Origin of the sequence: Amycolatopsis sp. cmx-4-83 (assembly GCF_046548815.1) — a bacterium.
GTDB classification, from domain to species: Bacteria; Actinomycetota; Actinomycetes; order Mycobacteriales; family Pseudonocardiaceae; genus Amycolatopsis; species Amycolatopsis pretoriensis_A.
On sequence record NZ_JAEBEF010000009.1, the window covers coordinates 546,119 to 566,945 of the forward strand.

19 protein-coding genes are annotated in these 20,827 nt (G+C 71.7%); 8 read left to right on the forward strand and 11 right to left on the reverse strand.

Going from position 1 to position 20,827, the window contains the following annotated elements; genetic code table 11:
* Nucleotides 1-22: 22 nt before the first annotated feature.
* Genes ACLJQM_RS29465 through ACLJQM_RS29480 form a run of 4 tightly spaced genes read right to left on the reverse strand, consistent with a single transcriptional unit; the run spans nucleotide 23 to nucleotide 4,810 of the window.
* Nucleotides 23-1,021 carry a TIGR03842 family LLM class F420-dependent oxidoreductase gene (locus ACLJQM_RS29465; protein ID WP_410633566.1) on the reverse strand — a complete coding sequence of 333 codons (999 nt, stop codon included), beginning with the start codon at nucleotides 1,019-1,021 and terminating at the stop codon, nucleotides 23-25.
* Nucleotides 1,022-1,078: 57 nt separating this feature from the next.
* A complete protein-coding gene (gene hydA, locus ACLJQM_RS29470) occupies nucleotides 1,079-2,461 on the reverse strand; it encodes a dihydropyrimidinase (RefSeq protein WP_247020807.1) in 1,383 nt (460 codons plus the stop codon).
* Nucleotides 2,461-3,243, reverse strand: coding sequence for a nitrilase-related carbon-nitrogen hydrolase (locus ACLJQM_RS29475; protein WP_247025045.1), 783 nt, complete (start codon nucleotides 3,241-3,243; stop codon nucleotides 2,461-2,463). The genes hydA and ACLJQM_RS29475 overlap by 1 nt, the downstream gene beginning before the upstream one ends.
* Before the next feature lie 10 nt (nucleotides 3,244-3,253).
* Nucleotides 3,254-4,810 carry an NCS1 family nucleobase:cation symporter-1 gene (locus ACLJQM_RS29480; protein ID WP_410633568.1) on the reverse strand — a complete coding sequence of 519 codons (1,557 nt, stop codon included), beginning with the start codon at nucleotides 4,808-4,810 and terminating at the stop codon, nucleotides 3,254-3,256.
* Nucleotides 4,811-5,051: 241 nt separating this feature from the next.
* Here ACLJQM_RS29480 and ACLJQM_RS29485 point away from each other — a divergent pair, with 241 nt between their 5' ends.
* The 3 genes from ACLJQM_RS29485 to ACLJQM_RS29495 all read left to right on the forward strand — a co-directional run bounded on the left by ACLJQM_RS29485 (nucleotide 5,052) and on the right by ACLJQM_RS29495 (nucleotide 8,741).
* Entirely contained in the window at nucleotides 5,052-5,726 is a 675-nt protein-coding gene (locus ACLJQM_RS29485) for a response regulator transcription factor (protein WP_360770362.1), read from the forward strand.
* Nucleotides 5,723-6,709, forward strand: coding sequence for an ATP-binding protein (locus ACLJQM_RS29490; RefSeq protein ID WP_360769654.1), 987 nt, complete (start codon nucleotides 5,723-5,725; stop codon nucleotides 6,707-6,709). Before ACLJQM_RS29485 ends, ACLJQM_RS29490 begins: the two co-directional genes overlap by 4 nt.
* Before the next feature lie 532 nt (nucleotides 6,710-7,241).
* Nucleotides 7,242-8,741 (forward strand): DUF4153 domain-containing protein, encoded by a 1,500-nt coding sequence (locus tag ACLJQM_RS29495; protein ID WP_410633570.1) that lies wholly within the window; start codon nucleotides 7,242-7,244, stop codon nucleotides 8,739-8,741.
* An 88-nt stretch (nucleotides 8,742-8,829) separates the two neighbouring features.
* Here ACLJQM_RS29495 and ACLJQM_RS29500 read toward each other — a convergent pair whose 3' ends face one another.
* Both ACLJQM_RS29500 and ACLJQM_RS29505 read right to left on the reverse strand, forming a co-directional pair.
* Nucleotides 8,830-9,162 carry an SSI family serine proteinase inhibitor gene (locus tag ACLJQM_RS29500; RefSeq protein ID WP_360769662.1) on the reverse strand — a complete coding sequence of 111 codons (333 nt, stop codon included), beginning with the start codon at nucleotides 9,160-9,162 and terminating at the stop codon, nucleotides 8,830-8,832.
* A gap of 58 nt (nucleotides 9,163-9,220) precedes the next feature.
* Nucleotides 9,221-10,855, reverse strand: coding sequence for a PucR family transcriptional regulator (locus tag ACLJQM_RS29505; RefSeq protein WP_360769665.1), 1,635 nt, complete (start codon nucleotides 10,853-10,855; stop codon nucleotides 9,221-9,223).
* Nucleotides 10,856-10,988: 133 nt separating this feature from the next.
* Between ACLJQM_RS29505 and ACLJQM_RS29510 the strand changes: the two genes are divergently transcribed.
* Nucleotides 10,989-12,479, forward strand: a complete 1,491-nt coding sequence (locus ACLJQM_RS29510; RefSeq protein ID WP_410633571.1) for a CoA-acylating methylmalonate-semialdehyde dehydrogenase — start codon at nucleotides 10,989-10,991, stop codon at nucleotides 12,477-12,479.
* Nucleotide 12,480: 1 nt separating this feature from the next.
* Here ACLJQM_RS29510 and ACLJQM_RS29515 read toward each other — a convergent pair whose 3' ends face one another.
* Nucleotides 12,481-13,293 carry a helix-turn-helix transcriptional regulator gene (locus tag ACLJQM_RS29515; protein ID WP_410633573.1) on the reverse strand — a complete coding sequence of 271 codons (813 nt, stop codon included), beginning with the start codon at nucleotides 13,291-13,293 and terminating at the stop codon, nucleotides 12,481-12,483.
* A 117-nt stretch (nucleotides 13,294-13,410) separates the two neighbouring features.
* On the opposite strand from ACLJQM_RS29515, the gene ACLJQM_RS29520 reads away from it, so the two are divergent.
* Entirely contained in the window at nucleotides 13,411-14,469 is a 1,059-nt protein-coding gene (locus tag ACLJQM_RS29520; protein ID WP_410633574.1) for an aldo/keto reductase, read from the forward strand.
* Here the strand turns inward: ACLJQM_RS29520 and ACLJQM_RS29525 are convergent.
* Genes ACLJQM_RS29525 through ACLJQM_RS29540 form a run of 4 tightly spaced genes read right to left on the reverse strand, consistent with a single transcriptional unit; the run spans nucleotide 14,450 to nucleotide 17,044 of the window.
* Nucleotides 14,450-14,980 carry a hypothetical protein gene (locus ACLJQM_RS29525; protein ID WP_247020828.1) on the reverse strand — a complete coding sequence of 177 codons (531 nt, stop codon included), beginning with the start codon at nucleotides 14,978-14,980 and terminating at the stop codon, nucleotides 14,450-14,452. The two genes, ACLJQM_RS29520 and ACLJQM_RS29525, sit on opposite strands and share 20 nt — an antisense overlap.
* Entirely contained in the window at nucleotides 14,977-16,185 is a 1,209-nt protein-coding gene (locus tag ACLJQM_RS29530) for a hypothetical protein (protein ID WP_410633575.1), read from the reverse strand. The genes ACLJQM_RS29525 and ACLJQM_RS29530 overlap by 4 nt, the downstream gene beginning before the upstream one ends.
* Nucleotides 16,182-16,499 carry a type VII secretion target gene (locus ACLJQM_RS29535; protein ID WP_247020832.1) on the reverse strand — a complete coding sequence of 106 codons (318 nt, stop codon included), beginning with the start codon at nucleotides 16,497-16,499 and terminating at the stop codon, nucleotides 16,182-16,184. Before ACLJQM_RS29535 ends, ACLJQM_RS29530 begins: the two co-directional genes overlap by 4 nt.
* A complete protein-coding gene (locus ACLJQM_RS29540) occupies nucleotides 16,499-17,044 on the reverse strand; it encodes a YbaB/EbfC family nucleoid-associated protein (RefSeq protein WP_360769679.1) in 546 nt (181 codons plus the stop codon). The genes ACLJQM_RS29535 and ACLJQM_RS29540 overlap by 1 nt, the downstream gene beginning before the upstream one ends.
* 324 nt (nucleotides 17,045-17,368) lie before the next feature.
* Between ACLJQM_RS29540 and hrcA the strand changes: the two genes are divergently transcribed.
* The 3 genes from hrcA to ACLJQM_RS29555 are packed head-to-tail and all read left to right on the forward strand — an operon-like array spanning nucleotide 17,369 to nucleotide 20,347.
* On the forward strand, nucleotides 17,369-18,391 hold the full coding sequence (gene hrcA, locus ACLJQM_RS29545; RefSeq protein WP_247020836.1) for a heat-inducible transcriptional repressor HrcA: 1,023 nt from the start codon (nucleotides 17,369-17,371) through the stop codon (nucleotides 18,389-18,391).
* Nucleotides 18,392-18,422: 31 nt separating this feature from the next.
* Nucleotides 18,423-19,592 (forward strand): molecular chaperone DnaJ, encoded by a 1,170-nt coding sequence (dnaJ, locus tag ACLJQM_RS29550; RefSeq protein ID WP_247020838.1) that lies wholly within the window; start codon nucleotides 18,423-18,425, stop codon nucleotides 19,590-19,592.
* Nucleotides 19,593-19,594: 2 nt separating this feature from the next.
* A complete protein-coding gene (locus tag ACLJQM_RS29555) occupies nucleotides 19,595-20,347 on the forward strand; it encodes a 16S rRNA (uracil(1498)-N(3))-methyltransferase (protein WP_410633578.1) in 753 nt (250 codons plus the stop codon).
* Nucleotides 20,348-20,827: the final 480 nt, after the last annotated feature.

A 20,827-nucleotide genomic window follows, 5' to 3' on the forward strand; every position in this document is an offset into this window, starting at 1 on the left:
CGGAACCGGGGTGGGGCGGGCCCTACGCGGTGAGCTTCGGGATGATCTGCGAGCCGTACGACGCCAGCGTCGCCTCGCGGTCGTCGTGCATCAGGTACAGCGAGAACTGGTCCACGCCCAGCTCGGCCAGCTCCTGCAGCCGTTCGACGTGGGCCGGCGCGGGGCCCAGCAGGCAGAACCGGTCGACGATCTCGTCCGGGACGAACTCCGTCGACGGGTTGCCCGCCTTGCCGTGGTGGCTGTAGTCGTAGCCCTCCCGCTCGCGGATGTAGTCGGTCAGCTCGCGAGGCACCGCGCTCGAAGACCCGTAGCGGGCCACCAGGTCGGCGACGTGGTTGCCGACCATCCCGCCGAACCAGCGCAGCTGTTCGCGCTGGTGCGGCAGGTCGTCCCCGACGTACGCCGGGGCCGCGACGCAGATCGTGATGCCGCCGGGATCGCGGCCGGCCGCCCGCGCGGCGTCGCGCACCGCGCCGATCGTCCAGCGCGCGATCGCCGGGTCCGCGCACTGCAGGATGAAGCCGTCGGCGTGCTCGCCGACCGTCTGCAGCGCCTTCGGCCCGTACCCGGCCATCCACATCTCGAGCCTGCCGTTGCGGATCCACGGGATCTGCACGGTCTTCTCGTTCATCTCCACCGCGCGGCCTTCGGCGAGGTCCTTGACCACGCGCATGCAGTCGCGCACGGTGGCCAAAGTGGACGGTGGCTTGCCGACGACCCGGTGCGCGGAGTCGCCGCGGCCGATGCCGCAGACCGTCCGGTTGCCGTACATGTCGTTGAGCGTGGCGAACGTCGACGCCATCACCGACCAGTCCCGCGTGCCGGGGCTGGTCACCATCGGCCCCACGACCAGCGACGACGTCGACGCGAGGATCGCCGAGTAGATGACGAACGGCTCCTGCCACAGCACGCAGGAGTCGAACGTCCAGCCGTAGCGGAACCCGGCGTCCTCGGCGTCCTTCATGAGCCGCACGACGTCCCGTGCGGGTGGGTCCGTCTGCAGCACGATCCCGAAGTCCATCTCCACCTTCCTCCCCGCCACCACCCTCAGCGGAGTGGCTTCGCCACACTCTGTCTATCAGTTCAGGTACTGGTTCAGCGAGCGCGACAGGAACTTGCCGTGCGACGTGCTCCCCGAGAAGCCGGAAGGCGACACGACGACGCGCCCGCGGGAGAGCACGGTGTGCACGCGACCGGTGATCTCGAACCCTTCGTACGCCGAGTAGTCCACGTTCATGTGGTGCGTCTCGGCCGAGAGGGTCTGCGTCGCCGAAGGGTCGTAGATCACGATGTCCGCGTCCGAGCCCGCCGCGATGACGCCCTTGCGCGGGTACAGCCCGAACATCCGCGCCGGCGTCGCCGAGCACGTCTCGACCCAGCGCCCGAGCGTCAGCTCGCCCGCGACGACACCCTGGTGCAGCAGGTCCATCCGGTGCTCGACACCCGGCATCCCGTTCGGGATGGCCCGGAAGTCCGCGCGCCCCAGCTCTTTCTGGTCCTTGAAGCAGAACGGGCAGTGGTCGGTGGACACCACGGACAGGTCGTTCGTCCGCAGGCCCCGCCACAGGTCGGCCTGGTGCGACTTCTCCCGCAGCGGCGGCGAAGCGACGTACTTGGCGCCCTCGAAGTCCGGCTTGGCCAAGTCTTCGATGGACAGGTAGAGGTACTGCGGGCACGTCTCGGCGAAGACGTTCTGGCCGTCGTTGCGTGCCTCCGCGACCGCCGCGAGTGCCTGCGACGCCGACAGGTGCACGATGTACAACGGCGAACCGGTGACCTTCGCGAGCTGGATCGCCCGTGACGTCGCCTCGCCTTCCAGCTCCGGCGGACGCGTCAGACCGTGCTGGACGGGGTCGGTGTTCCCGGCCGCCACCGCCTGCGCGGCCAGCTGGTCGATCGCGATGCCGTTCTCCGCGTGCATCATGATCGTGGCGCCGATCTCGCGCGCCTTCTGCATGGCCAGCAGGATTTCGCCGTCCGTGGAGTAGAACACCCCCGGGTAGGCCATGAACATCTTGAAGCTGCCGACGCCGCCGTCGACGCAGGCTTCCATCTCCTTCAGCGACTGGTCGTTGACGTCGCTGACGATCATGTGGAAGCCGTAGTCGATCGCGCAGTTGCCGTCCGCTTTGGCGTGCCACTTGTCCAAGGTGGACAGCAACGACGTTCCCTTGGCCTGCACGGCGAAGTCGATGATCGTCGTCGTGCCGCCCCAGGCCGCCGCCGTGGTGCCGGTCGAGAAGCTGTCGACGGAGTGCGTCCCGCCGAAGGGCATCTCCATGTGCGTGTGCGCGTCGATGCCACCGGGCAGCACGTACTTGCCGGTGGCGTCGATCGTCTCGTCGCCGGAAAGTGTGCCGGGCGCCCCGACGGCGGCGATGGTCTCGCCGTCGACGAGGACGTCCGCGAGCAGCGCGCCCGACGGTGAAACGACCTGGCCGCCCTTGATGAGCGTGGTCATCAGGCCTCCGTGAGGGGGCCGTAGGTGTCCGGGCGGCGGTCACGGTAGAACGCCCACAGGTCCCGGACCTCGTCGAGCAGCGTCATGTCGAGGTCGCGGATGACGACCTCGTCGTCGGTGTCGGACGCGGCGTCGCCGATCAGCTGCCCGCGCGGGTCGGCGAAGTACGTCTGGCCGTAGAAGTCGTTGTCGCCCAGGGGTTCCACGCCGACGCGGTTGATCGCGCCGACGAAGTACTCGTTGGCCACCGCGGCCGCCGGCTGCTCCAGCTTCCACAGGTACTGCGACAGCCCGCGGCTGGTCGCCGACGGGTTGAACACGATCTTCGCCCCGGCCAGGCCCAGCGCGCGCCAGCCCTCCGGGAAGTGCCGCTCGTAGCAGATGTAGACGCCGATGCGGCCCACGGCGGTGTCGAACACCGGGTAGCCCATGTTGCCGGGCCGGAAGTAGAACTTCTCCCAGAAACCCTTGACCTGCGGGATGTGGTTCTTGCGGTGCTTGCCGAGGTACGTGCCGTCGGCGTCGATCACCGCGGCGGTGTTGTAGTAGACGCCGGGCTGCTCGACCTCGTACATCGGCACGATCAGCACGACGCCGTGGCGTTCGGCGACCTCCTGCATGAGCTTGGTCGTCGGCCCGTCCGGGATGCCCTCGGTGTAGGAGTAGAACTCGGTGTCCTGCACCTGGCAGAAGTAGGGCCCGTAGAACAGTTCCTGCAGGCAGACGACCTGGGCGCCCTGCGAGGCGGCGGTGGCGATGTGGTCGACCGCCGCCTTGATCATGGACTCCTTGTCACCCGTCCACCGCTGCTGGATCAATCCGGCTCGGACGACGCTCACTGAACTCCTCCTTCTGCGTTGCGGACACGGACAGGGCGGCGAAGACGACGAACGCGCCGACGAAGCCGACCACCCAGTTGTAGTCGTAAAGGGGCTTGAGGAACGGGATCAGACCGCCGTCGGGGAAGGGGCCGCCATAGGCGCCGCCGACCGCCAGCACGGCTCCGACCAGCGTCGCGACCAGCGCGCGCCAGTTCCAGCCGCCGCTGAACCAATACACCCCATCGGGTGTGTAGAGGTCCTTCAGCTTGAGCTTGGTGCGCGCGATCACCCAGTAGCCCGCGACGAGCACCCCGGCGACCGCGCCGAGCAGGCCGCCGTAGAAGCCGAGCCACGCGAAGATGTAGATGTTCGGGTCGGAGTAGAGCCGCCACGGCTGGATCAGGACGCCGATGACGCCGGTGATGCCGCCGCCGACCGCGAACGTGATCTTCTTCGGGAACGCGTTCGAGAAGTCGTAGGACGGGCTGACGACGTTGGCCGCCAGGTTCGCCGAGATCGTCGCCAGCACCAGCGCGACCAGCGCGACGACGACCACGACCGGGCTGGTGAACTTGTCGGCCAGCTGCGCCGGGTCCCAGATGTCCTCGCCGTAGAGCACGTGCCCGCCCGACGTCGTCAGGATGGCCACGATCGCGATGAACGTCATCGTGGTGGGCAGGCCGAGGATCTGGCCGCGGACCTGCTTGCGCTGGCTGCCGCCGAACCGCGTGAAGTCCGGCATGTTCAGCGACAGCGTCGACCAGAACGCGATCATCGCCATCAGCGACGGCGCGAACACCTTCCAGAAGTCCGGTCCCCAGCCGAGCTTCCCGCCGTCGGACAGGATCGGGCCGAGCCCGCCCGCCTTGACCAGCACGTATCCGAGCATGATCAGGAAGCCGACGGACACCAGCGGAGCCGTCCAGTTCTCGAACCGGCGGACCGCCTCCATGCCGCGCCAGATGATGAGCAGCTGGCCGATCCAGAAGACCACGAAGGACAGCCACAGCGTCCAGTGCTGCCCGGCGATCACCGGCGAGTCGCGCCACCACGAGCCGAGCAGGCGCCCGAGGATGACGTAGATGGCTTCGCCGCCGACCCACGTCTGGATGCCGAACCAGCCGCATGCGATGAACGCGCGCAGCAGCGCGGCGAGGTTGGCGCCGCGCAGGCCGTAGAACGCGCGGGCGAACACCGGGAACGGGATGCCGTACTTCGTGCCGGCGTGGCTGTTGAGCAGCATCGGCGCGAGCACGATCAGGTTGCCGATGGTGATCGTGAGCAGCGCCTGCACCCAGTTCATGCCGAGGGCGATCAGCGACGCGGCCAGTGCGTAACTGGGGATGTTGTGCGCCATCCCCATCCAGAGCGCGAAGTAGTTGTAAGTGGTCCAGGTTCGTTTTTCGACGGGGACGGGGGCCAGCTCCTCGTTGAAGAACCGGCTGCCTTCGAGAGACCCGGCGGCGGCGGTGTCGAGCTCGACCCGGCCGTCGTCGTGCACGCGCTGGTCTGCGGGTGTCGGCGCCATTGCGGCATCCTGCGCGCCTGGTCATCGCCGGGGCAACGGCAGAGTGTTCACTCTTCCACGGCCTGGAGTGCAGTCTGTCGATTGCGCGAACGGGCTCCCGGGTGCATGACCTGCGTCACACATCTCGCCGTCACGAACCGGCAAAGCGGGTGAAACGTCTCCACAGGATCTCCACACTTCACGCGGACCGTCTCCACCGGGGGTGCATAGGGTCGTGGCCATGGAACTGGGTGGGCGGCGGGTGCTGGTCGTCGAGGACGACCTCACGATCGCCGCGTCGATCGCGGCCCGGCTGCGGGCCGAAGGGTTCAGTGTGGACGTCGCCCACGACGGGCCGGCCGCGGTCGAAGCCGACGCCGCGGCGGAGCCGGACCTCGTCGTGCTGGACGTGATGCTGCCGGGGTTCGACGGCCTGGAGGTCTGCCGCCGGATCCAGGGGCGCCGTCCGGTGCCGGTGCTCATGCTGACCGCGCGCGCCGACGAGACGGACATGCTGGTCGGGCTCGGCGTCGGCGCCGACGACTACCTGACGAAGCCGTTCTCGATGCGGGTCTTGACCGCGCGGGTGCACGCGCTGCTGCGGCGGGTGGAGCGGTCTTCCGCCGGCCCTTCGGGGACCCGGATCGTGCTGGGCGACCTCGAGATCGACGTCGATCAGCGGCGCGTCGCGCGGGCGGGGGTGGCGGCGCAGCTGACGCCGATCGAGTTCGACCTGCTGGTGCACTTCGCGCGGCGGCCGCGGGTGGTGCAGCCGCGGGAACGGCTGCTGTCAGAGGTGTGGGACTGGGACGTGCACGGCACGTCCGCGGCGACGCGCGCGGTGGACAGCCACATCAAGGCGCTGCGGCGGAAGCTGGGAGCGGACCTGATCCGCACGGTGCACGGCGTCGGGTACGCGCTGGAGGCGGGATCGTGAACCTCGTGCCGCGGCCGCTGGACCGGATCCGGTCGATCAAGCTGAAGCTGGCGATCCTGATGGTCGCGTCCGGCGGGGTCGCGTTCGCGTTCTTCAACTGGCAGATCGGCTGGCTGCCGCCGAGGACGACGATCACGGCGATGGTGCTGGCGCTGGTGCTCTCGCAGCTGCTGGCCCACGGCATGACGCGCCCGCTGCGCGAGATGACGGCGGCCGCGCGGGCGATGGCCAAGGGCGACTACACCCGCCGCATCAGGGCGACGACCCGCGACGAGGTGGGCTCGCTGGCTTCGGCGTTCAACCAGATGGCGGGCGACCTCGGCGACGCGGACCGCCAGCGGCGCGAGCTGATCGCGAACGTGTCCCACGAGCTGCGGACGCCGATCACGGCGTTGAACGGGGTGCTGGAGAACCTGGTCGACGGCGTCGAAGAGCCGGACCCGGGGACGTTGAAGACGGCGCTGCAGCAGACCGAGCGCCTGGCGACGCTGGTGGACGAGCTCCTCGACCTGTCGCGGCTGGACGCGGGGGCGATCCCGCTGCACAGGACGTCGTTTTCGCTGTCGGAGCTGCTTTCCGAGGCGGTCTCGGAGGCGGCGCTGGTCCGCGGGGTGCGGTTTTCGGTGTCGGCGCCGGACGTGCTGGTGACCGCGGACCGCGGGCGGCTGTTCCAGGTGGTGGCGAACCTGCTGGAGAACGCGGTCCGCCACGGCCCGGCGGGCGGGTCGGTGCAGGTGCTGGCCGAGGTCCGGGGGGACGAGGTGCGCATCGACGTGTGCGACGAGGGGCCGGGGATCGCGCCTGCCGATCGGGTGCGGGTGTTCGAGCGGTTCACCCGGGGGGAGCGGTCTACCGGCGGGGGGACGGGGCTCGGGCTGGCGATCGCGCGGTGGGCGGTGGAGCTGCACGGGGGGACGATCGGGGTGGTGGATCCGGCGCCGGGGACCGGCAGCCGGATCCGGGTGACGTTGCCGGTGGGCTGACCTCGGGGGCCCGCGGCTGCCGCGAATGACTCACTCGCGACCTTGGGGGGACTCTGGCCGGGGGAATTTGCAAACGTGAACGTGAGGAGTGGGTGGGATGCCGAAGAGCAGCATGGGTGGGCCGGGGAAACCTGGTGACGGGCGAGGGGTGCCGCGGGGCAAGCGGCAGACGATCGCGGACGGCGGAGGGGCGGGTGCGGCAGGCGGGCGAGCCGGTGGGACTGACGCGGCGGGGCCCGCGGTCGGCGGAGGGGCTGGCGTGGCGGGCGGGTGGCCCAACGGCACCGACGCGGCGGGGCCCGTGGACGGCGGTATCGGCGAGGCGGGGCCCGGGGTCGGCGGTGCTCGGACGACGAGTGGGGTCGGCGAGGCGGGGTCAGGGGGCGGTGGTGCTCGGGCAGCAGATGGTGCCGGAGCGGCAGGGCCCGTGGCCGGTGGTGGTGAGGCGGCGGGCAGTGCCGGCGCGGCGGGACCTGTTGGTGGCGGTGTCGGTGCGAGTGCAGCGGGTGGCAGGCCTGGCTCGGCTTCTGCGATGCGCGGCGACGCGGGCTACCGCGCGGCAAGCAGTGGCACCGGCGGTGCGACCGGCGGCGTAGCGGTCGCGGCTCCGCCCGTGCTCCTCCGCCAGCTCCCACCGCCGAAGTCCGCGACCGTCCCGCTGCCCCCAGCCGTCCTCCCCGCTGCCGCCATCGCCGGAGTCGCCGGAGCGCTCATGCTCCCCGTGGACCGCCCCGGGATCGGCTGGCTGCTCGCCGGACTAGCCGTAGCCGTCGCCGTGACCGTCGCCAACCGGGATCGCTTCACCGCAGCCAGTGTGGGCTGGGCCGTCCTCGGGCTCGCCCTCCTCGGCGTGGGCACCTTCCGGGCCTCCGGCTGGCTCTTCGCCCTCTGCGTGCCCGCCGCCGTCGTGGCCGGGTCGCTGGCCGTTGTCGGGCCGCGGACCGTCCACAGTGTCCTCTACGACATGGTCGCCCTCCCGTTCGAAGCCCTCCGCGCCGTTCCGTGGGCCGGCCGGGGGCTCGGGCGCTTCGCCGCGCGGCGGGACGGCGTCGCCCGGCGGATCGCGCTCGCCGTGCTCGGGGCCGCCGTGCTCGTGGCCGTCTTCGTGCCGCTGCTCGCCAGTGCCGACGCCGCCTTCGCCGCCGTCGTCAGCGCCGTGGTCCCCGATCTCAGTCCCGCTGTCCTCGTGCGGTGGTGCGTGGTCTTCGCCGTCGTCGCGCTGCTCGTCGCCGGAGCGAGTTACTTCTTGGCCGCGCCGGCACCGGAAGCGGAACGAGAAAGTCCGAAGAGGACCAAATACGGTCTGGAATGGACAGTCCCGCTCGTCGTCCTCATCGTGCTGTTCAGCGTCTTCGTCGCCGTCCGGCTGGTCGTGCTCTTCGGCGGCACCGGATACGTCCTGCGCACCAGCGGCCTGACGTCGGCGGAGTACGCCCGGAGCGGCTTCTGGCAGCTCTGCGCCGTCACCGTCCTCACGCTCGCCATCGTCTCCGCCGCCCTGCGCTGGGCGCCGAACACGACGAAGGCCGATCGGCTCCGGCAGCGCGTGCTGCTCGGTGCGCTGAGCGCCTTGAGCCTCGTGCTCGTCGGCTCCGCGCTCAGCCGGATGGGGACCTACCAGGAGGCGTACGGCTTCACCGTGCTGCGGCTGCTGGTCGAGGTCTGCGAACTCTGGTTCGGCGCGGTCTTCGTCCTGGTGCTGATTTCGCTGGTCCGGCTGCGCTCGTCGTGGCTGCCGCGCGCCGCGATCGGGACCGCCGCCGTCGCGCTGCTCGTGCTCGCCGTGCTCGATCCGGAACGGCTCATCGCCGGGGCCAACCTCGATCGGGCCGCCGCCGGGAAGCCGCTGGACCACCGGTACCTGGCCGGGTTCTCCGCCGACGTCGTGCCGGTGGTCGAGGCGCGGCTGCCGGAACCGTTGCGCACCTGCGTGCTGCGGCAGGTGCTGACCGGCGACGCCGTGGACGGCTGGCCCGCCTGGAACCTCGCGCGCGCCTCGGCACGTGACGTACCTCTCGGCCGCTGCGGCTGAACCGGACCGGGCGGTCAGGCGTGTTTGACGACGTGCGCGGGAGCCACCGGGCCGTCGTGGGGGCGGTCCGGCGGCTTCCGCGCGCTGCTCAGAAGGCGAAAACGTCGTCCGAGTCGCGGTCGGCGGCGCAGCGGTTCGGGTACGTCGCGCGGAACGACACCGGCTTGCCGCGCCAGGAGCCGACCACCGTGACGTCGACCGGGGCGTAGATCAGCGTGCACGCCTGGTGGCGCGCGTTGATCCGCGAGAAGTCGCCGTTCACGCCGGAGAGCACCTGGCACGCCTTGTCGCGCTTCGGGTGCGTGCCGCCGGTCGGGTCGCACGTGAGCACCACCGAGCCGATCCGGTTCGCGGTGTCGTGGGTGGTCAGCTGCAGCGTCGACGCCGGCGGCTGCGCGGGCGCGAGGCAGCTCAAGCTCATCAGGCAGGCAGCGAAGGGGAGTAGGGCCATATCGGTGTCATCGGCAGCCCGGGGTCGATCACTGTGCTCCACGTCCGGGTGAGTCTTCCTCGCTCGGACGGGTGAGGTCCGACGCCAGCAAGGCGACGTAGAGCGAGAGCATCGACTCCGGGTCTTCCAGTCGGACGCCGAGGACCTGCTCGATCCGCGCGAGCTGCTGGTAGTACGCCGTCCGGGAGGTGTGCGCGGCGGCCGCCGCCGCCGACTTGTTGCCGCCCTGCTCGCAGTAGTGCCGCAGGGCCTGGACGAGCCGGCTGCCCGAAGCCGCGTCGCGTTGCAGCAGCGGGCCCAGCTCCCGGTGCGCGAACGCCGTCACCCGCTCGTCGCCCGCCAGCAGGTGCAGCAGGCCGCGCAGGCGGACGTCGGACAGCCGGTGCAGGACGCGCTCGTCGCCCGAACCCAGCGCGGCCGCCGCGACGTGCGCGGCCTCCTGCAGCGTGCGGCGCGCTTCGGCGGGGGACGACACCGTCGTGCCGACCGCGAGCACGCCCGGCGCGCTGCCCCGGGCCTCGTGGACGTCGGTGGCGAGCCGCTGCAGCACGGCGTCGGCGTTCGCCTCCCGCGACAGCGCGAGCAGCGCCCGCACCCCGAGGTCGTCGGTGGCGACCAGCGCCGACACCTTCGCGCGGCGCGCCGCCAGCACCGTCGCCTCGGCCAGCTCGCGCAGCACCGGCGGCGTCGACAGCGCGGGGCGGTGGCCGGCCAGCCGCGGCCGGACCGCCAGCCCGACCAGCTGCCGCCCGGTCAGCGGCACGGCGAGCGCCGAGGCCCGCGCGAGCAGCTCCGAGGACGGCGCGGGCGAGGCGAGCAGTTCGGTGAGCACCGCGCGGTGGGCCTGCCGCTCGAGACCGTCGGAGTCCTTGGCGACCAGCCGGTGCACGGCCAGCGCGGACGCGGCCCGCTCGGTGACCACCCGGTGGCGGTGCGGCGGCTGGTCGGCGCAGACGAGCACCAGCCGGCCCCAGTCGTGCCCGCGCGCGCCGACGACGGTGACCAGCCAGCCCGAACCCGGGTGGTAGCCGGTCCGCTCGCCGACCTGGACCACCCGCGAGCGCGACGGCCAGCCGGCGAGCAGCTCGGCCGGGTCCGTGCCGGCCGCGTCGTAGGCGAGCACCTCGTGCGACAGCGTCTCCAGCACCACCGGCTGCTCGGTGAGCCGGGCGACCTCGCCCAGCACGACGCCGGGTTCGGCGCCCGCGACCGTCAGCGCGGTGAACGTTTCGTGGACGCGCTCGGCGGCGCGCAGCTCGGCGACCTGGGCGTCGACGATCTGGCCGTTGACCGCCTCGGTGACGCTCACGAACCGCGTCTCGCGCGAGAGCGTGACCAGCGGCAGCCCGTGTTCCTCGGCCGCCTCGACCAGCGCGGCGGGCAGCTTGTCGCTCCAGTGCCGGACCAGTTCGATCACGACGCCGGCGGCGCCGACCCCGGCCAGGTCGGCGACGTAGCGGGCCAGCGCCGGGCCGTCGTCGGGCAGCGCGACCCCGGTGGTCAGCACCAGCTCGCCGCCGCGCAGCAGGTGCGCGATGTCGGCGACCTCGGCGACGTGCGCCCAGCGCACCGGCGCGTCGAGCCCGGCCGCGCCGGCGACGACGTGCGGGCGGCCCTGGCGCAGCACCGGCAGGGCGAGCGCCTCGGCGACGGTGGGGTACATGGCTCCTCGGGATGATCGGCAGGGACAGACTGTACGGCCGAGGGGCAACTGGCGTACACGTTGCCGATGGTGCCCGCGTGGCGCCCGCCCGGAGACTCGGGTGGACGTCCCCCGAGCGAAGGAGCGCACCGCCGTGAGCGACCGCATCAGCCACTGGATCGACGGCAAGCCGTTCACCGCGACCCCCGCGCGCACCGGCGACGTGTTCGACCCCGCCACCGGCCAGGTCCGCGCGCAGGTCGACTTCGCGGGCGACGCCGAGGTCGAGGCCGCCGTCGCCGCGGCCAAGGCGGCGCTGCCGGGCTGGCGCGGGACGTCGCTGGCCGGGCGGACGCGGGTGCTGTTCGCCTTCCGCGAGCTGCTGTCGGCCCGCAAGCACGATCTGGCGAAGATCATCACGAGCGAGCACGGCAAGGTCGAGTCGGACGCGGCGGGGGAGATCGCCCGCGCGATCGAGAACGTCGAGTACGCGTGCGGCGCCGCCCAGCTGCTCAAGGGCGGCTTCAGCGAGAACGCCTCCACCGGCGTCGACGTCTACTCGATCGCCCAGCCGCTCGGCGTGGTCGGCGTGATCTCGCCGTTCAACTTCCCGGCCATGGTGCCGCTGTGGTTCGTCCCGAACGCGCTGGCCTGCGGCAACACCGTCGTGCTCAAGCCGAGTGAGAAGGACCCGTCGGCGGCGGTGTTCATCGCCGAGCTGTTCGCCGAAGCCGGGCTGCCCGCGGGCGCGCTCAACGTGCTGCACGGCGACAAGGCCGCGGTCGACGGCCTGCTGGAGCACGCCGACGTCAAGGCGATCTCCTTCGTCGGGTCGACGCCGATCGCCCGCTACGTCTACGAAACCGGCACCCGGCACGGCAAGCGCGTCCAGGCGCTCGGCGGGGCCAAGAACCACATGGTCGTGCTGCCCGACGCCGACCTCGACCTGGCCGCCGACGCCGCGGTGTCGGCCGGGTTCGGCTCCGCGGGCGAGCGCTGCATGGCGGTGTCGGTGGTCGTCGCGGTCGACCCGATCGGCGACGAACTGGTCGCGAAGATCGCCGAGCGGATGGCGCGGCTGCGCGTCGGCGACGGCCGCGACCCCGAGTCCGAGATGGGGCCGCTGGTCACCAAGGCGCACCACGAGCGCGTGGCGTCCTATGTGGACGCCGGCGTGGCGTCGGGCGCGGCGCTGGTCGTGGACGGCCGGGGCATCGAGGTGCCCGGCGACGGCTTCTGGCTGGGCCCGACGCTGTTCGACCACGTCCGCCCGGAAATGTCGATCTACACCGACGAGATCTTCGGCCCGGTGCTTTCGGTGGCGCGCGCGGCTTCCTACGACGACGCGCTGGACCTGATCAACGCGAACCCCTACGGCAACGGCACGGCGATCTTCACCGGCGACGGCGCGGCCGCGCGGAAGTTCCAGAACGAGGTCGAGGTCGGCATGGTCGGCGTCAACGTGCCGATCCCGGTCCCGGTCGGCTACTACTCCTTCGGCGGCTGGAAGGACTCGCTGTTCGGCGACAGCCACGCGTACGGGCCGGAAGGCTTCCACTTCTTCACCCGGACGAAGGTCGTGACGTCGCGGTGGCCGGACCGCTCGCACGCCGGGGTCAACCTGGGCTTCCCCCGCAACTCCTGAGCTACGCGCGGGCGGCGAGCGCTTCCCGGCTCTCGTCGTCCGCGGGACGGCCGATCATCAGCCGCTGGCCGGTGTCCCGCAGCGGCACGAGGACCTCGAAGTCCACGGCGATCACCCCGGCAGCGGGGTGGCGCAGCACCTTGCTCCCGCCGCCGGTGCCCCGGACGTCCCGTTCGGCCCACAGTCGCGCGAACTCCGCGTTGCCGCTGGTGCATTCGGCGATGAGCGCGGTCAGCACCGGGTCGTCCGGGTGCGCGGCCCACGCGGCGCGCAGGTGGGCGATCCCTTCGCGCACGACGCGTTCGCGGTCGACGTAGTACTCGCGGATCTCCGGGTGCAGCAGGCACAGCCACATCGCGTTCCGCTGTGCCGGCGGCAGGGTGCCGAAGTCCAGCAGCAGCCGCGCCATCTCGCCGTTCCAGGCGAGGATGTCGAAGCGGTGGTTCAGCAGCATCGCGGGCAGCGGGGACAGGTCCTCGACCAGGCGCGCGAGCGACGGCACCGCCGTGGTGGCGGGCTCGCCGGTGCCGCGGGGGCGCTGCCGGGTCAGGTCGAAGAAGTAGGCGCGCTCCTCGGCGGTCAGGCGCAACGCCCCCGACAGCGCTTCCACCACGGCCGCCGACGGCCGCAACCCCCGTGCCTGCTCCAGCCGCACGACGTAGTCGACGCTGACCCCGGCCAGTTCGGCGACCTCTTCGCGGCGCAGGCCCGGCGTCCGCCGCGACCGGCGCACGGGCAGGTCGAAGTCACGCGGGTCCAGGCGTTCCCGCCGGGTCCGCAGGAACGCGGCCAGCTCCACGGTGGCGGTGCTCATACCGGGTCCAACCGGCAGGGTGGGAGCGCTGTTCCCAGGAAGGTCCTTCCCTTACCCCCGGCTCGTCGCGAGCCCAGGCTGGTGCCCGGAGACGATCACCGACACAGGAGGACCCCGATGGCGCTCACCCTCGACACCTACCGGCTGCTGGGCCGGTCCGGGCTGCGGGTCTCGCCGCTGGCACTGGGCACGGCGACCTTCGGCACCGAGTGGGGCTGGGGCGCGGAAGAAGCCGACGCGCGCAAGCTGTTCGACACCTACGTCGAGCGCGGCGGCAACTTCGTCGACACCGCACCGACGTACACCGACGGCAGCGCCGAGCGGCTGCTCGGCGAATTCGCCCGCGACCACCGCGAAAGCCTGGTGCTGGCGACCAAGTACACGACGCTGCGCCGCCCCGGGGACCCGAATTCCGGCGGCCCGCACCGCAAGAGCCTGTACGCGTCGGTGGAGGCCAGTCTGCGGCAGCTGGGCACCGACTACCTCGACCTGCTCCTCCTGCACGTGTGGGACTTCACGACGCCGGTCGAGGAGATCCTGCGCGGCCTCGACGACCTCGTCCGCCAGGGCAAGGTCCGGTACGTGGGCATGTCCAACGTCCCGGCCTGGGAGATCTCGCGGATGCAGGCGATCGCCGACCTGCGGGGCTGGACGCCGCTGATCGCGCTGCAGGTCGAGTACAGCCTGATCCGGCGCGACGCCGAACGCGACCTGATCCCGATGGCGCGGGAGCTGGGGCTCGGGGTGACGCCGTACTCACCGCTGGGCGGCGGCGTGCTGTCGGGCAAGTACCGCGCGGCCGCCACTGACGAGAGCACCCGCCGCAGCTTCAACGCCGGCCTGGGCATGGTCACCGACCGCACACTCGCGATCGCCGACGTCGTGTCCGAGGTCGCGGCCGAGGCCGGGCACACGCCCGCGCAGGTCGCGCTGGCCTGGACCCTGCGGAACCCGGGCGTGACCGCGCCCGTCGTCGGCGCCCGCACGCCCGCCCAGCTCGAAGGCAACCTGGGTGCCCTCGACGTCGAGTTCACCCCGGACCAGCTGGCCCGCCTCGACGAGGTGAGCGCGCTCGACCTCGGCTACCCGCACGACCTGCTCGGCAGCGGGCACATCCGCGCGGTCACCCGCGGCGACCTCGAGATCGAGCCCCGGGCTACGCCGGCAGGACGGTGATCAGCAGCCGGGCCCGCGGGGTGAGCAGGACGGTGTTGTTCCGGTCCGGCTGGATCCGCAGGTCCATCGTCCGGTAGAGCTGGAACTCCTTGCCGCCCGCCTTGAGGTAGTGGTGCTCGTTCATGCCCTTGCTGAGCCGGGTGGAGAGCACGATCGGGTACTCGCGGTCCGGCCGCTGCCTGCCGAAGTCGTGGGTCCAGCCGGTGATCGCGACCAGCCGTCCGTCCCGCACGTCGGCCAGCCGGCGCCCGCAGACGAACGCCAGCCAGGCGGCCAGCACGAGGAGGGGGAGCGCCGTGCCGAGGGCCGCGGCCACCGTGGCGCCGGTGAGCCGGGCGCCGAACCGGGTGTCGATCGCCGAGACCGGCACGACGACCGCGACGACGAGCGCCGCGACCGCGACGACCGCGGCCACCCAGAACGAGCCGTCGAGCACCTTCCCCCGCTGCGCGGGGTGGAGCCGGCCCTGCCGGTTGGCCAGCTCCACCTCCGCCTGCCCGGCCGTCGTCACTCGCCTTCACCCTCCGGGTGTTCCTTTTCGTAGGCCTCTCGGCCTTCGTGGTAGCGGTCGATCTGCTCGTTCTCCTGGCGGCGGGCTTCGGTGCCGACACCGACGCCGTCCGCGAGGTTGAAGCCCGGGACCTTGCCGCCGCCTTCGCGCCACTCCTTCTGGCTGAGGAAGCTGCGGCCGTCGTCGGAGAGCTTGTCGCCGAGTCCCTCGACCTTCTCGCGGCCGGGCACGTGCTCCTTGGCGGCGTCACTCCACCCCTTGGCCGTCTCCTCGGCGGACTTCGCCTCCTTGCCCGCCTGCTTCAGCTCGTTGGCCTTCCGCTCGATGCTCGCGGCCGTGTCGACGCTCTTGTCCACGATCTTGTCGACACCCTTGCCGACCTTCTTGAGGGCGTTCGCCGCGCCTTCGAGCGCCGCCTTCGACTTGCCGGCGCCCTTGGCCAGGCTCTCGAGCTTCTCGACGATCTTCGTGATCCGCGTGCTGATCTTCTCGGCGAGGACCCCGCCCTCGACGACGGTGTCGGCGATGAACGCCGCGATCGTGCCGCCGAAGGTGCACCACGACGCCGCCAGCGCGGCCAGCGCCTTGACGATCAGCTCGCCCACGAACGACGAGATCATGTCGCGGATCAGCCCGCGCTCGGTGCCGACCAGCGCCGCGCCGACGTTCATCGCCGTCGACGCGCTGTCGGCGTGCGAAGCCGCTCCGCGCAGGACGCCGACGTAGCTCTCCGCCGTCCTCTGGTAGGCCTCGGCGGAGCCGCAGTCGCTGAAGGACTGCTGGACCTTCTTGGCCTGCTGCTCGTACTGCTCGGCGGTCTCGGTGAGCTGCTTCGAGATGTTCGTCCAGGTCACGGCCTTGGCGGTGACGGCTTCGGGCTTGCCGGCGAGCTTGTCGAGCCCGTCCTTGAGGAAGCTGATGTGCTCGATCAGCCAGCCGACGCCGGCGCTCGCCAGCGTGCCGAGCGGGTCCATCGCGGCGCCGAGCAGGTCGAGGGCGTCGGTGCCGACGTCCAGCGCGAGGTTGCCCCAGTCGCCGTTGCGGGCGTCGGTGAGCGTGGACGCGGCGTCGCTGAAGATGCCCGCGCCGCCGGTCTGGGCGTTGACGTTGTCGAGCTCGCCCTTCGACCCCTCGCCCATGCCGCTCCAGAAGCCGCTGCTCGGTTCGGCCGTCGCGACCAGCGGGTTCTCCTGCGTCTCGGTCATGCCGGCAGCTCCTTGCCGATGCCCTCGATCAGGCACTTCGTCGTCTGTTCGTGCTCGGTGAAGGCGCCGTGGGCGGTCTTCACCCGGTCGGCGACCTCGTGCCCGGCGTCGACGGCCGACCGGAGGAACTCCTCGGCCTGGCTCGTCCAGATCTGGATCGGCGCCGCGAAGACCTGCCCGACCAGCCCGAAGGCGTCGAAGTCGAGCGCCTGCGCGCTGCCCGCGGCGTCGAGGGCCTGCTGGACCTTGTCCGCGATCTCGCGGATCTCGTCCTCGTGCCCGCCGAGGACGTCGAAGTCGACCTTCATCGCCATCAGAGCCCCCGGCGCAGGATCGGGCCGCCGAAGTCTTCGTCGTCGTCCGGCCGCGGCGGCCGGGCCGGACGCACGGGCGGCGGCGGTGTCTCGGGTTCGGCCGCGAATTCCCACCGCGGTGCTTTTTCTGCTTCTTCGGGCAATTCGGGCGCGGGGATCTGTTCCTGGAGGAAATGCATCGCGTCGGAGTCGGTGCCGATCACCGGCGCCATGATCGCGGTCAGCTGCTGCGCGGCATCGACCTGCGCACGCTTGGCGGCGGCGAGGACGGCCTGGGCGAGCCGGGCCCGCGGCAGCTCGTCGGCACGCGAGCCGAAGGTGAGTTCCTGCAGGGCACCGCTGGTGTTGACGGTGACCGTGACGGCCCCATCAGGACTCGAGGCGGTCGCCGAGACCCGCTCGAGCCGGGCTTTCGCCTCGGCCGCGCGCCGGGCGATTTCGGGCATTCCACCCGAATCTGGTGCAATGTGGTTCACGGCGACCTCGGAAGTCGGGAAGGGCATGCGGATGAGAGGCAGCAAACCGCTTTTCGGTTCCCCCTTCAAGCCGGAAGTCCATTCGAGAACAGCGCATGGGAATTGATTTGGACGCCCTTTACCCGGCCGGGACGACCGGGCTTGAGCACGATCGGCTCGGCTGGATGTCGTGAACGACTCGTTCATGACGTTGCGGGGCCCGATCCGGCCGCGTCGAACCCCCTCCGCCGAACCCCTCTCGGCGGGCTCAGCGGCGGGCGCGCCCGATCGGCGGGACCTCCGCCCGTGCGCGACCCTGCGTCCACCACTCCCCGGGACGACCGGGGTTGAGCACGATCGGCTCAGGCTTCCGTAAACTCGGGGTCGGCAGCGAACGAGGTAGGTGAGGAACCGGTGGCCAACGCGGAGGAGCGCCGCTTCGACGTGCTGCGGGCGATCGTCGCGGACTACGTCTCCAACCAGGAGCCGGTCGGGTCCAAGGCGATCGTCGAGCGGCACAACCTCGGTGTGTCCAGCGCCACTGTGCGCAACGACATGGCGACCCTCGAAGAAGAGGGGTACATCACCCAGCCGCACACCAGTGCCGGGCGCGTGCCGACCGACAAGGGGTACCGGCTCTTCGTCGACCGGCTCTCCGAGATCAAGCCGCTGAGCGCCGCCGAGCGGCGGGCGATCACCACCTTCCTCGACAGCGGCACCGACCTCGACGACGTCCTCAAGCGCTCGGTGCGGCTGCTCGCGCAGCTGACCCGGCAGGTCGCCGTCGTCCAGTACCCGATGCTGACCAACGCCAAGGTGCGCCACCTCGAAGTCGTGCCGCTCACCCCGGCGCGGCTGATGCTGGTGCTGATCGCCGACAACGGGCGCGTCGACCAGCGGACGGTCGACCTCGGCGACGTCGTCACCGAAGAAGACGTCAGCCGGCTCCGGACCGTCCTCAACGCGGCCATGGCCGGACGGCGGCTCAACGAGGCCGCGGCGCGGGTCGCCGAGCTGCCCGACAAGTCGCCCGGCGAGCTGCGCGACGCGCTCATCCGCGTCACGACGATCCTGGTCGAGTCGCTGGCCGAACACCCCGAAGAACGCCTGGTCCTCGGCGGTACGGCCAACCTCACCCGCAACGTCGCCGACTTCCCCGGCTCACTGCGCCAGGTCCTCGAAGCCCTCGAGGAACAGGTCGTCGTGCTGAAGCTGCTGGCCGCCGCGCGCAACCCCGGTGCGATCACGGTGCGCATCGGTGAGGAAAATGAAGACGAGCAGATGCGCAGCACCTCGGTCGTGTCGATCGGCTACGGCCAGGACATGGTGCTCGGCGGCATGGGGGTGGTCGGCCCGACCCGGATGGACTACCCCGGCACGATCGCCGCGGTGCGCGCGGTCGCCAACTACGTGGGGCAGATCCTGCACGGCCGCTGAGCCGGGCAGAGCAGAAGGAGAAGCGAAGACGGTGGCGAGGGACTACTACGGCATCCTCGGGGTGGCGAAGAACGCGAGCGATCAGGAGATCAAGCGCGCGTACCGGAAGCTGGCCAGGGAGCTGCACCCCGACGTCAACCCGTCGGAAGACGCCCAGCACAAGTTCGGCGAGGTCACGACGGCCTACGAGGTGCTGTCGGACCCGCAGAAGCGCAAGATCGTCGACCTCGGCGGCGACCCGATGGACGGCGGCGCGCGCGGTGGGGGCGGCGGCGACCCGTTCGCCGGCTTCGGCGGCCTCGGCGACATCATGGACGCCTTCTTCGGCGCCGCGGGCGGTGGTGGCGGCGGCGGTCGCGGCCGTGGCCCGCGCAGCCGCGTCCAGCCCGGCTCCGACGCCCTCATCCGGCTCGGCCTCTCGCTTGAGGAGTGCGCGACCGGCGTCGACAAGGAAATCGCCGTCGACACCGCGATCGTCTGCGACCTCTGCCGCGGCGCCGGCACCTCCGAGGGCACCTCGGTCAAGACCTGCGACACCTGCGGCGGCGCCGGCGAGGTCCAGTCCGTCCAGCGGTCCTTCCTCGGCCAGGTCGTCACGGCGCGCCCGTGCCCGGTCTGCCGCGGCTTCGGAGAGGTCATCACCGACCCCTGCCGCCAGTGCGGCGGCGACGGCCGCATCCGCGCCCGCCGCAACGTCACCGCCAAGATCCCGCCGGGCGTCGGCGACGGCATGCGCATCCGCCTCTCCGGCCAGGGCGAGGTCGGCCCCGGCGGCGGCCCGGCCGGCGACCTCTACGTCGAGATCGACGAGACCCCGCACGAAGTCTTCGTCCGCCAGGGCCACGACCTGCACTGCAACTTCCGCATCCCGATGACGACCGCCGCGCTCGGCGCCACCGTGCCCATCGCGACCCTCGTCGACGGCGACTACGAACTCGACATCGAACCGGGCACGCAGCCCAACGCCGAGCTCGTCCTCACCGGCAAGGGCATGCCCCGGCTGCGCTCCTCCGGGCGCGTCGACGGCCGCGGCGACCTGCACGTCCACATCGACGTCCAGGTCCCGACCAAGCTCGACGACGCCCAGCGCGAGCTGCTGGTCGAGCTGGCCCAGCAGCGCGGCGAAGAAGCCCCGACGCTGTCGTCGAACGGCAAGCACGGCGGCCTGTTCTCCAAGCTGCGCGCCAAGAACCACCGCTGACCGTGCCCGACACCACCCTGCCGGTCTTCCTCGCGGCCGCGGTGCCCACCAGCGGCACCGCGGTCCTCGACGGCGAGGAAGCCCGGCACGCGGCCACCGTCCGCCGGCTGCGCGCGGGGGAGCGGCTGGTGCTGTCCGACGGCGCCGGCGCCATGGCCCGCTGCGTCGTCGAAGCCGTCCAGCCCGGCCGGGACGCGGCCCTCACCCTGACCGTCGAGGAGAGCTGGACCGAGCAGCCACCGGCCCTGCGCGTCGTCCTCGCCCAGGCCCTCGCCAAAGGCGACCGCGGCGAACTCGCCGTCGAACTCGCCACCGAAGCCGGCGTCGACGCCATCGTCCCTTGGCGCGCCGCCCGCAGCGTCGCCAAGTGGGACGACGGCGGCCGCGGCGACAAAGCCCTCGCCCGCTGGCGCGCCACCGCCCGCTCCGCCGCCAAACAAGCCCGCCGCGCCCACGTCCCCGACGTCACCGAGCCCGCCACCACCCGCGAACTCGCCGGCCTCATCGCCACGACGTCCCTCGCGATCGTGCTCGAATCCGACGTCCCGGACCGCCTCACCGACCTCGCCCTCCCCGACACCGGCGACGTCCTCCTCGTCGTCGGCCCCGAAGGCGGCATCACCGACGACGAACTCACCCTTCTGCGCGAAGCCGGCGCCCGAGCCGTCCGCCTCGGCACGACCGTCCTGCGCACCTCCACCGCCGCCGCCGTCGCCCTCGGCGCACTAGGGGCCCTGACCACCCGCTGGCACTGAAAAGATCAACCCCGAAAAAACCCGCGAATCTGCGCCCGGTTATGGCGCGATCACACTCCGACCCGTTACTCTCGTTTACTAACGCGCCACCCACCGTTTCGGCGCGCCACTGGGAAGACACGAACTCCGCCGGGCACCTCCCCCCTCGGTCCGGCGGCAGCCGCGGCAGCGGTAGATCGACCCCCAGGGTCTACCGCGCCGCGGCATCTTCCTTCGCTTCGCTTCGTCAGTTGCCGCTCTGCGTTCGTTGTGTCTTCTGGGGGTCAAACCCCCAGACCCCCAGCCGGGGCGAGCCCCGGACCCCCGCGAGTTCCGTTCGGGACCGGTGTGTGGGGCGAGCTCCGGACCTCCGCGAGTTCCGTTCGGGGCTGGTGTGTGGGGCGAGCTCCGGACCGCTGTGAGTTCCGTTCGGGGCTGGTGTGTGGGGCGAGCTCCGGACCGCTGTGAGTTCCGTTCGGGGCTGGTGTGTGGGGCGAGCTC

What these genes read in the sequence shown, in the direction of transcription:
- ACLJQM_RS29535 (WP_247020832.1), bottom strand. Translation starts at nt 16,499, where the DNA reads ATGGCGATGAAGGTCGACTTCGACGTCCTCGGCGGGCACGAGGACGAG.
- ACLJQM_RS29515 (WP_410633573.1), bottom strand. Translation starts at nt 13,293, where the DNA reads ATGAGCACCGCCACCGTGGAGCTGGCCGCGTTCCTGCGGACCCGGCGG.
- ACLJQM_RS29500 (WP_360769662.1), bottom strand. Translation starts at nt 9,162, where the DNA reads ATGAGCTTGAGCTGCCTCGCGCCCGCGCAGCCGCCGGCGTCGACGCTG.
- ACLJQM_RS29465 (WP_410633566.1), bottom strand. Translation starts at nt 1,021, where the DNA reads ATGGACTTCGGGATCGTGCTGCAGACGGACCCACCCGCACGGGACGTC.
- ACLJQM_RS29495 (WP_410633570.1), top strand. Translation starts at nt 7,242, where the DNA reads ATGCGCGGCGACGCGGGCTACCGCGCGGCAAGCAGTGGCACCGGCGGT.
- ACLJQM_RS29480 (WP_410633568.1), bottom strand. Translation starts at nt 4,810, where the DNA reads ATGGCGCCGACACCCGCAGACCAGCGCGTGCACGACGACGGCCGGGTC.
- ACLJQM_RS29475 (WP_247025045.1), bottom strand. Translation starts at nt 3,243, where the DNA reads ATGATCAAGGCGGCGGTCGACCACATCGCCACCGCCGCCTCGCAGGGC.
- ACLJQM_RS29505 (WP_360769665.1), bottom strand. Translation starts at nt 10,855, where the DNA reads ATGTACCCCACCGTCGCCGAGGCGCTCGCCCTGCCGGTGCTGCGCCAG.
- ACLJQM_RS29520 (WP_410633574.1), top strand. Translation starts at nt 13,411, where the DNA reads ATGGCGCTCACCCTCGACACCTACCGGCTGCTGGGCCGGTCCGGGCTG.
- hydA (WP_247020807.1), bottom strand. Translation starts at nt 2,461, where the DNA reads ATGACCACGCTCATCAAGGGCGGCCAGGTCGTTTCACCGTCGGGCGCG.
- ACLJQM_RS29530 (WP_410633575.1), bottom strand. Translation starts at nt 16,185, where the DNA reads ATGACCGAGACGCAGGAGAACCCGCTGGTCGCGACGGCCGAACCGAGC.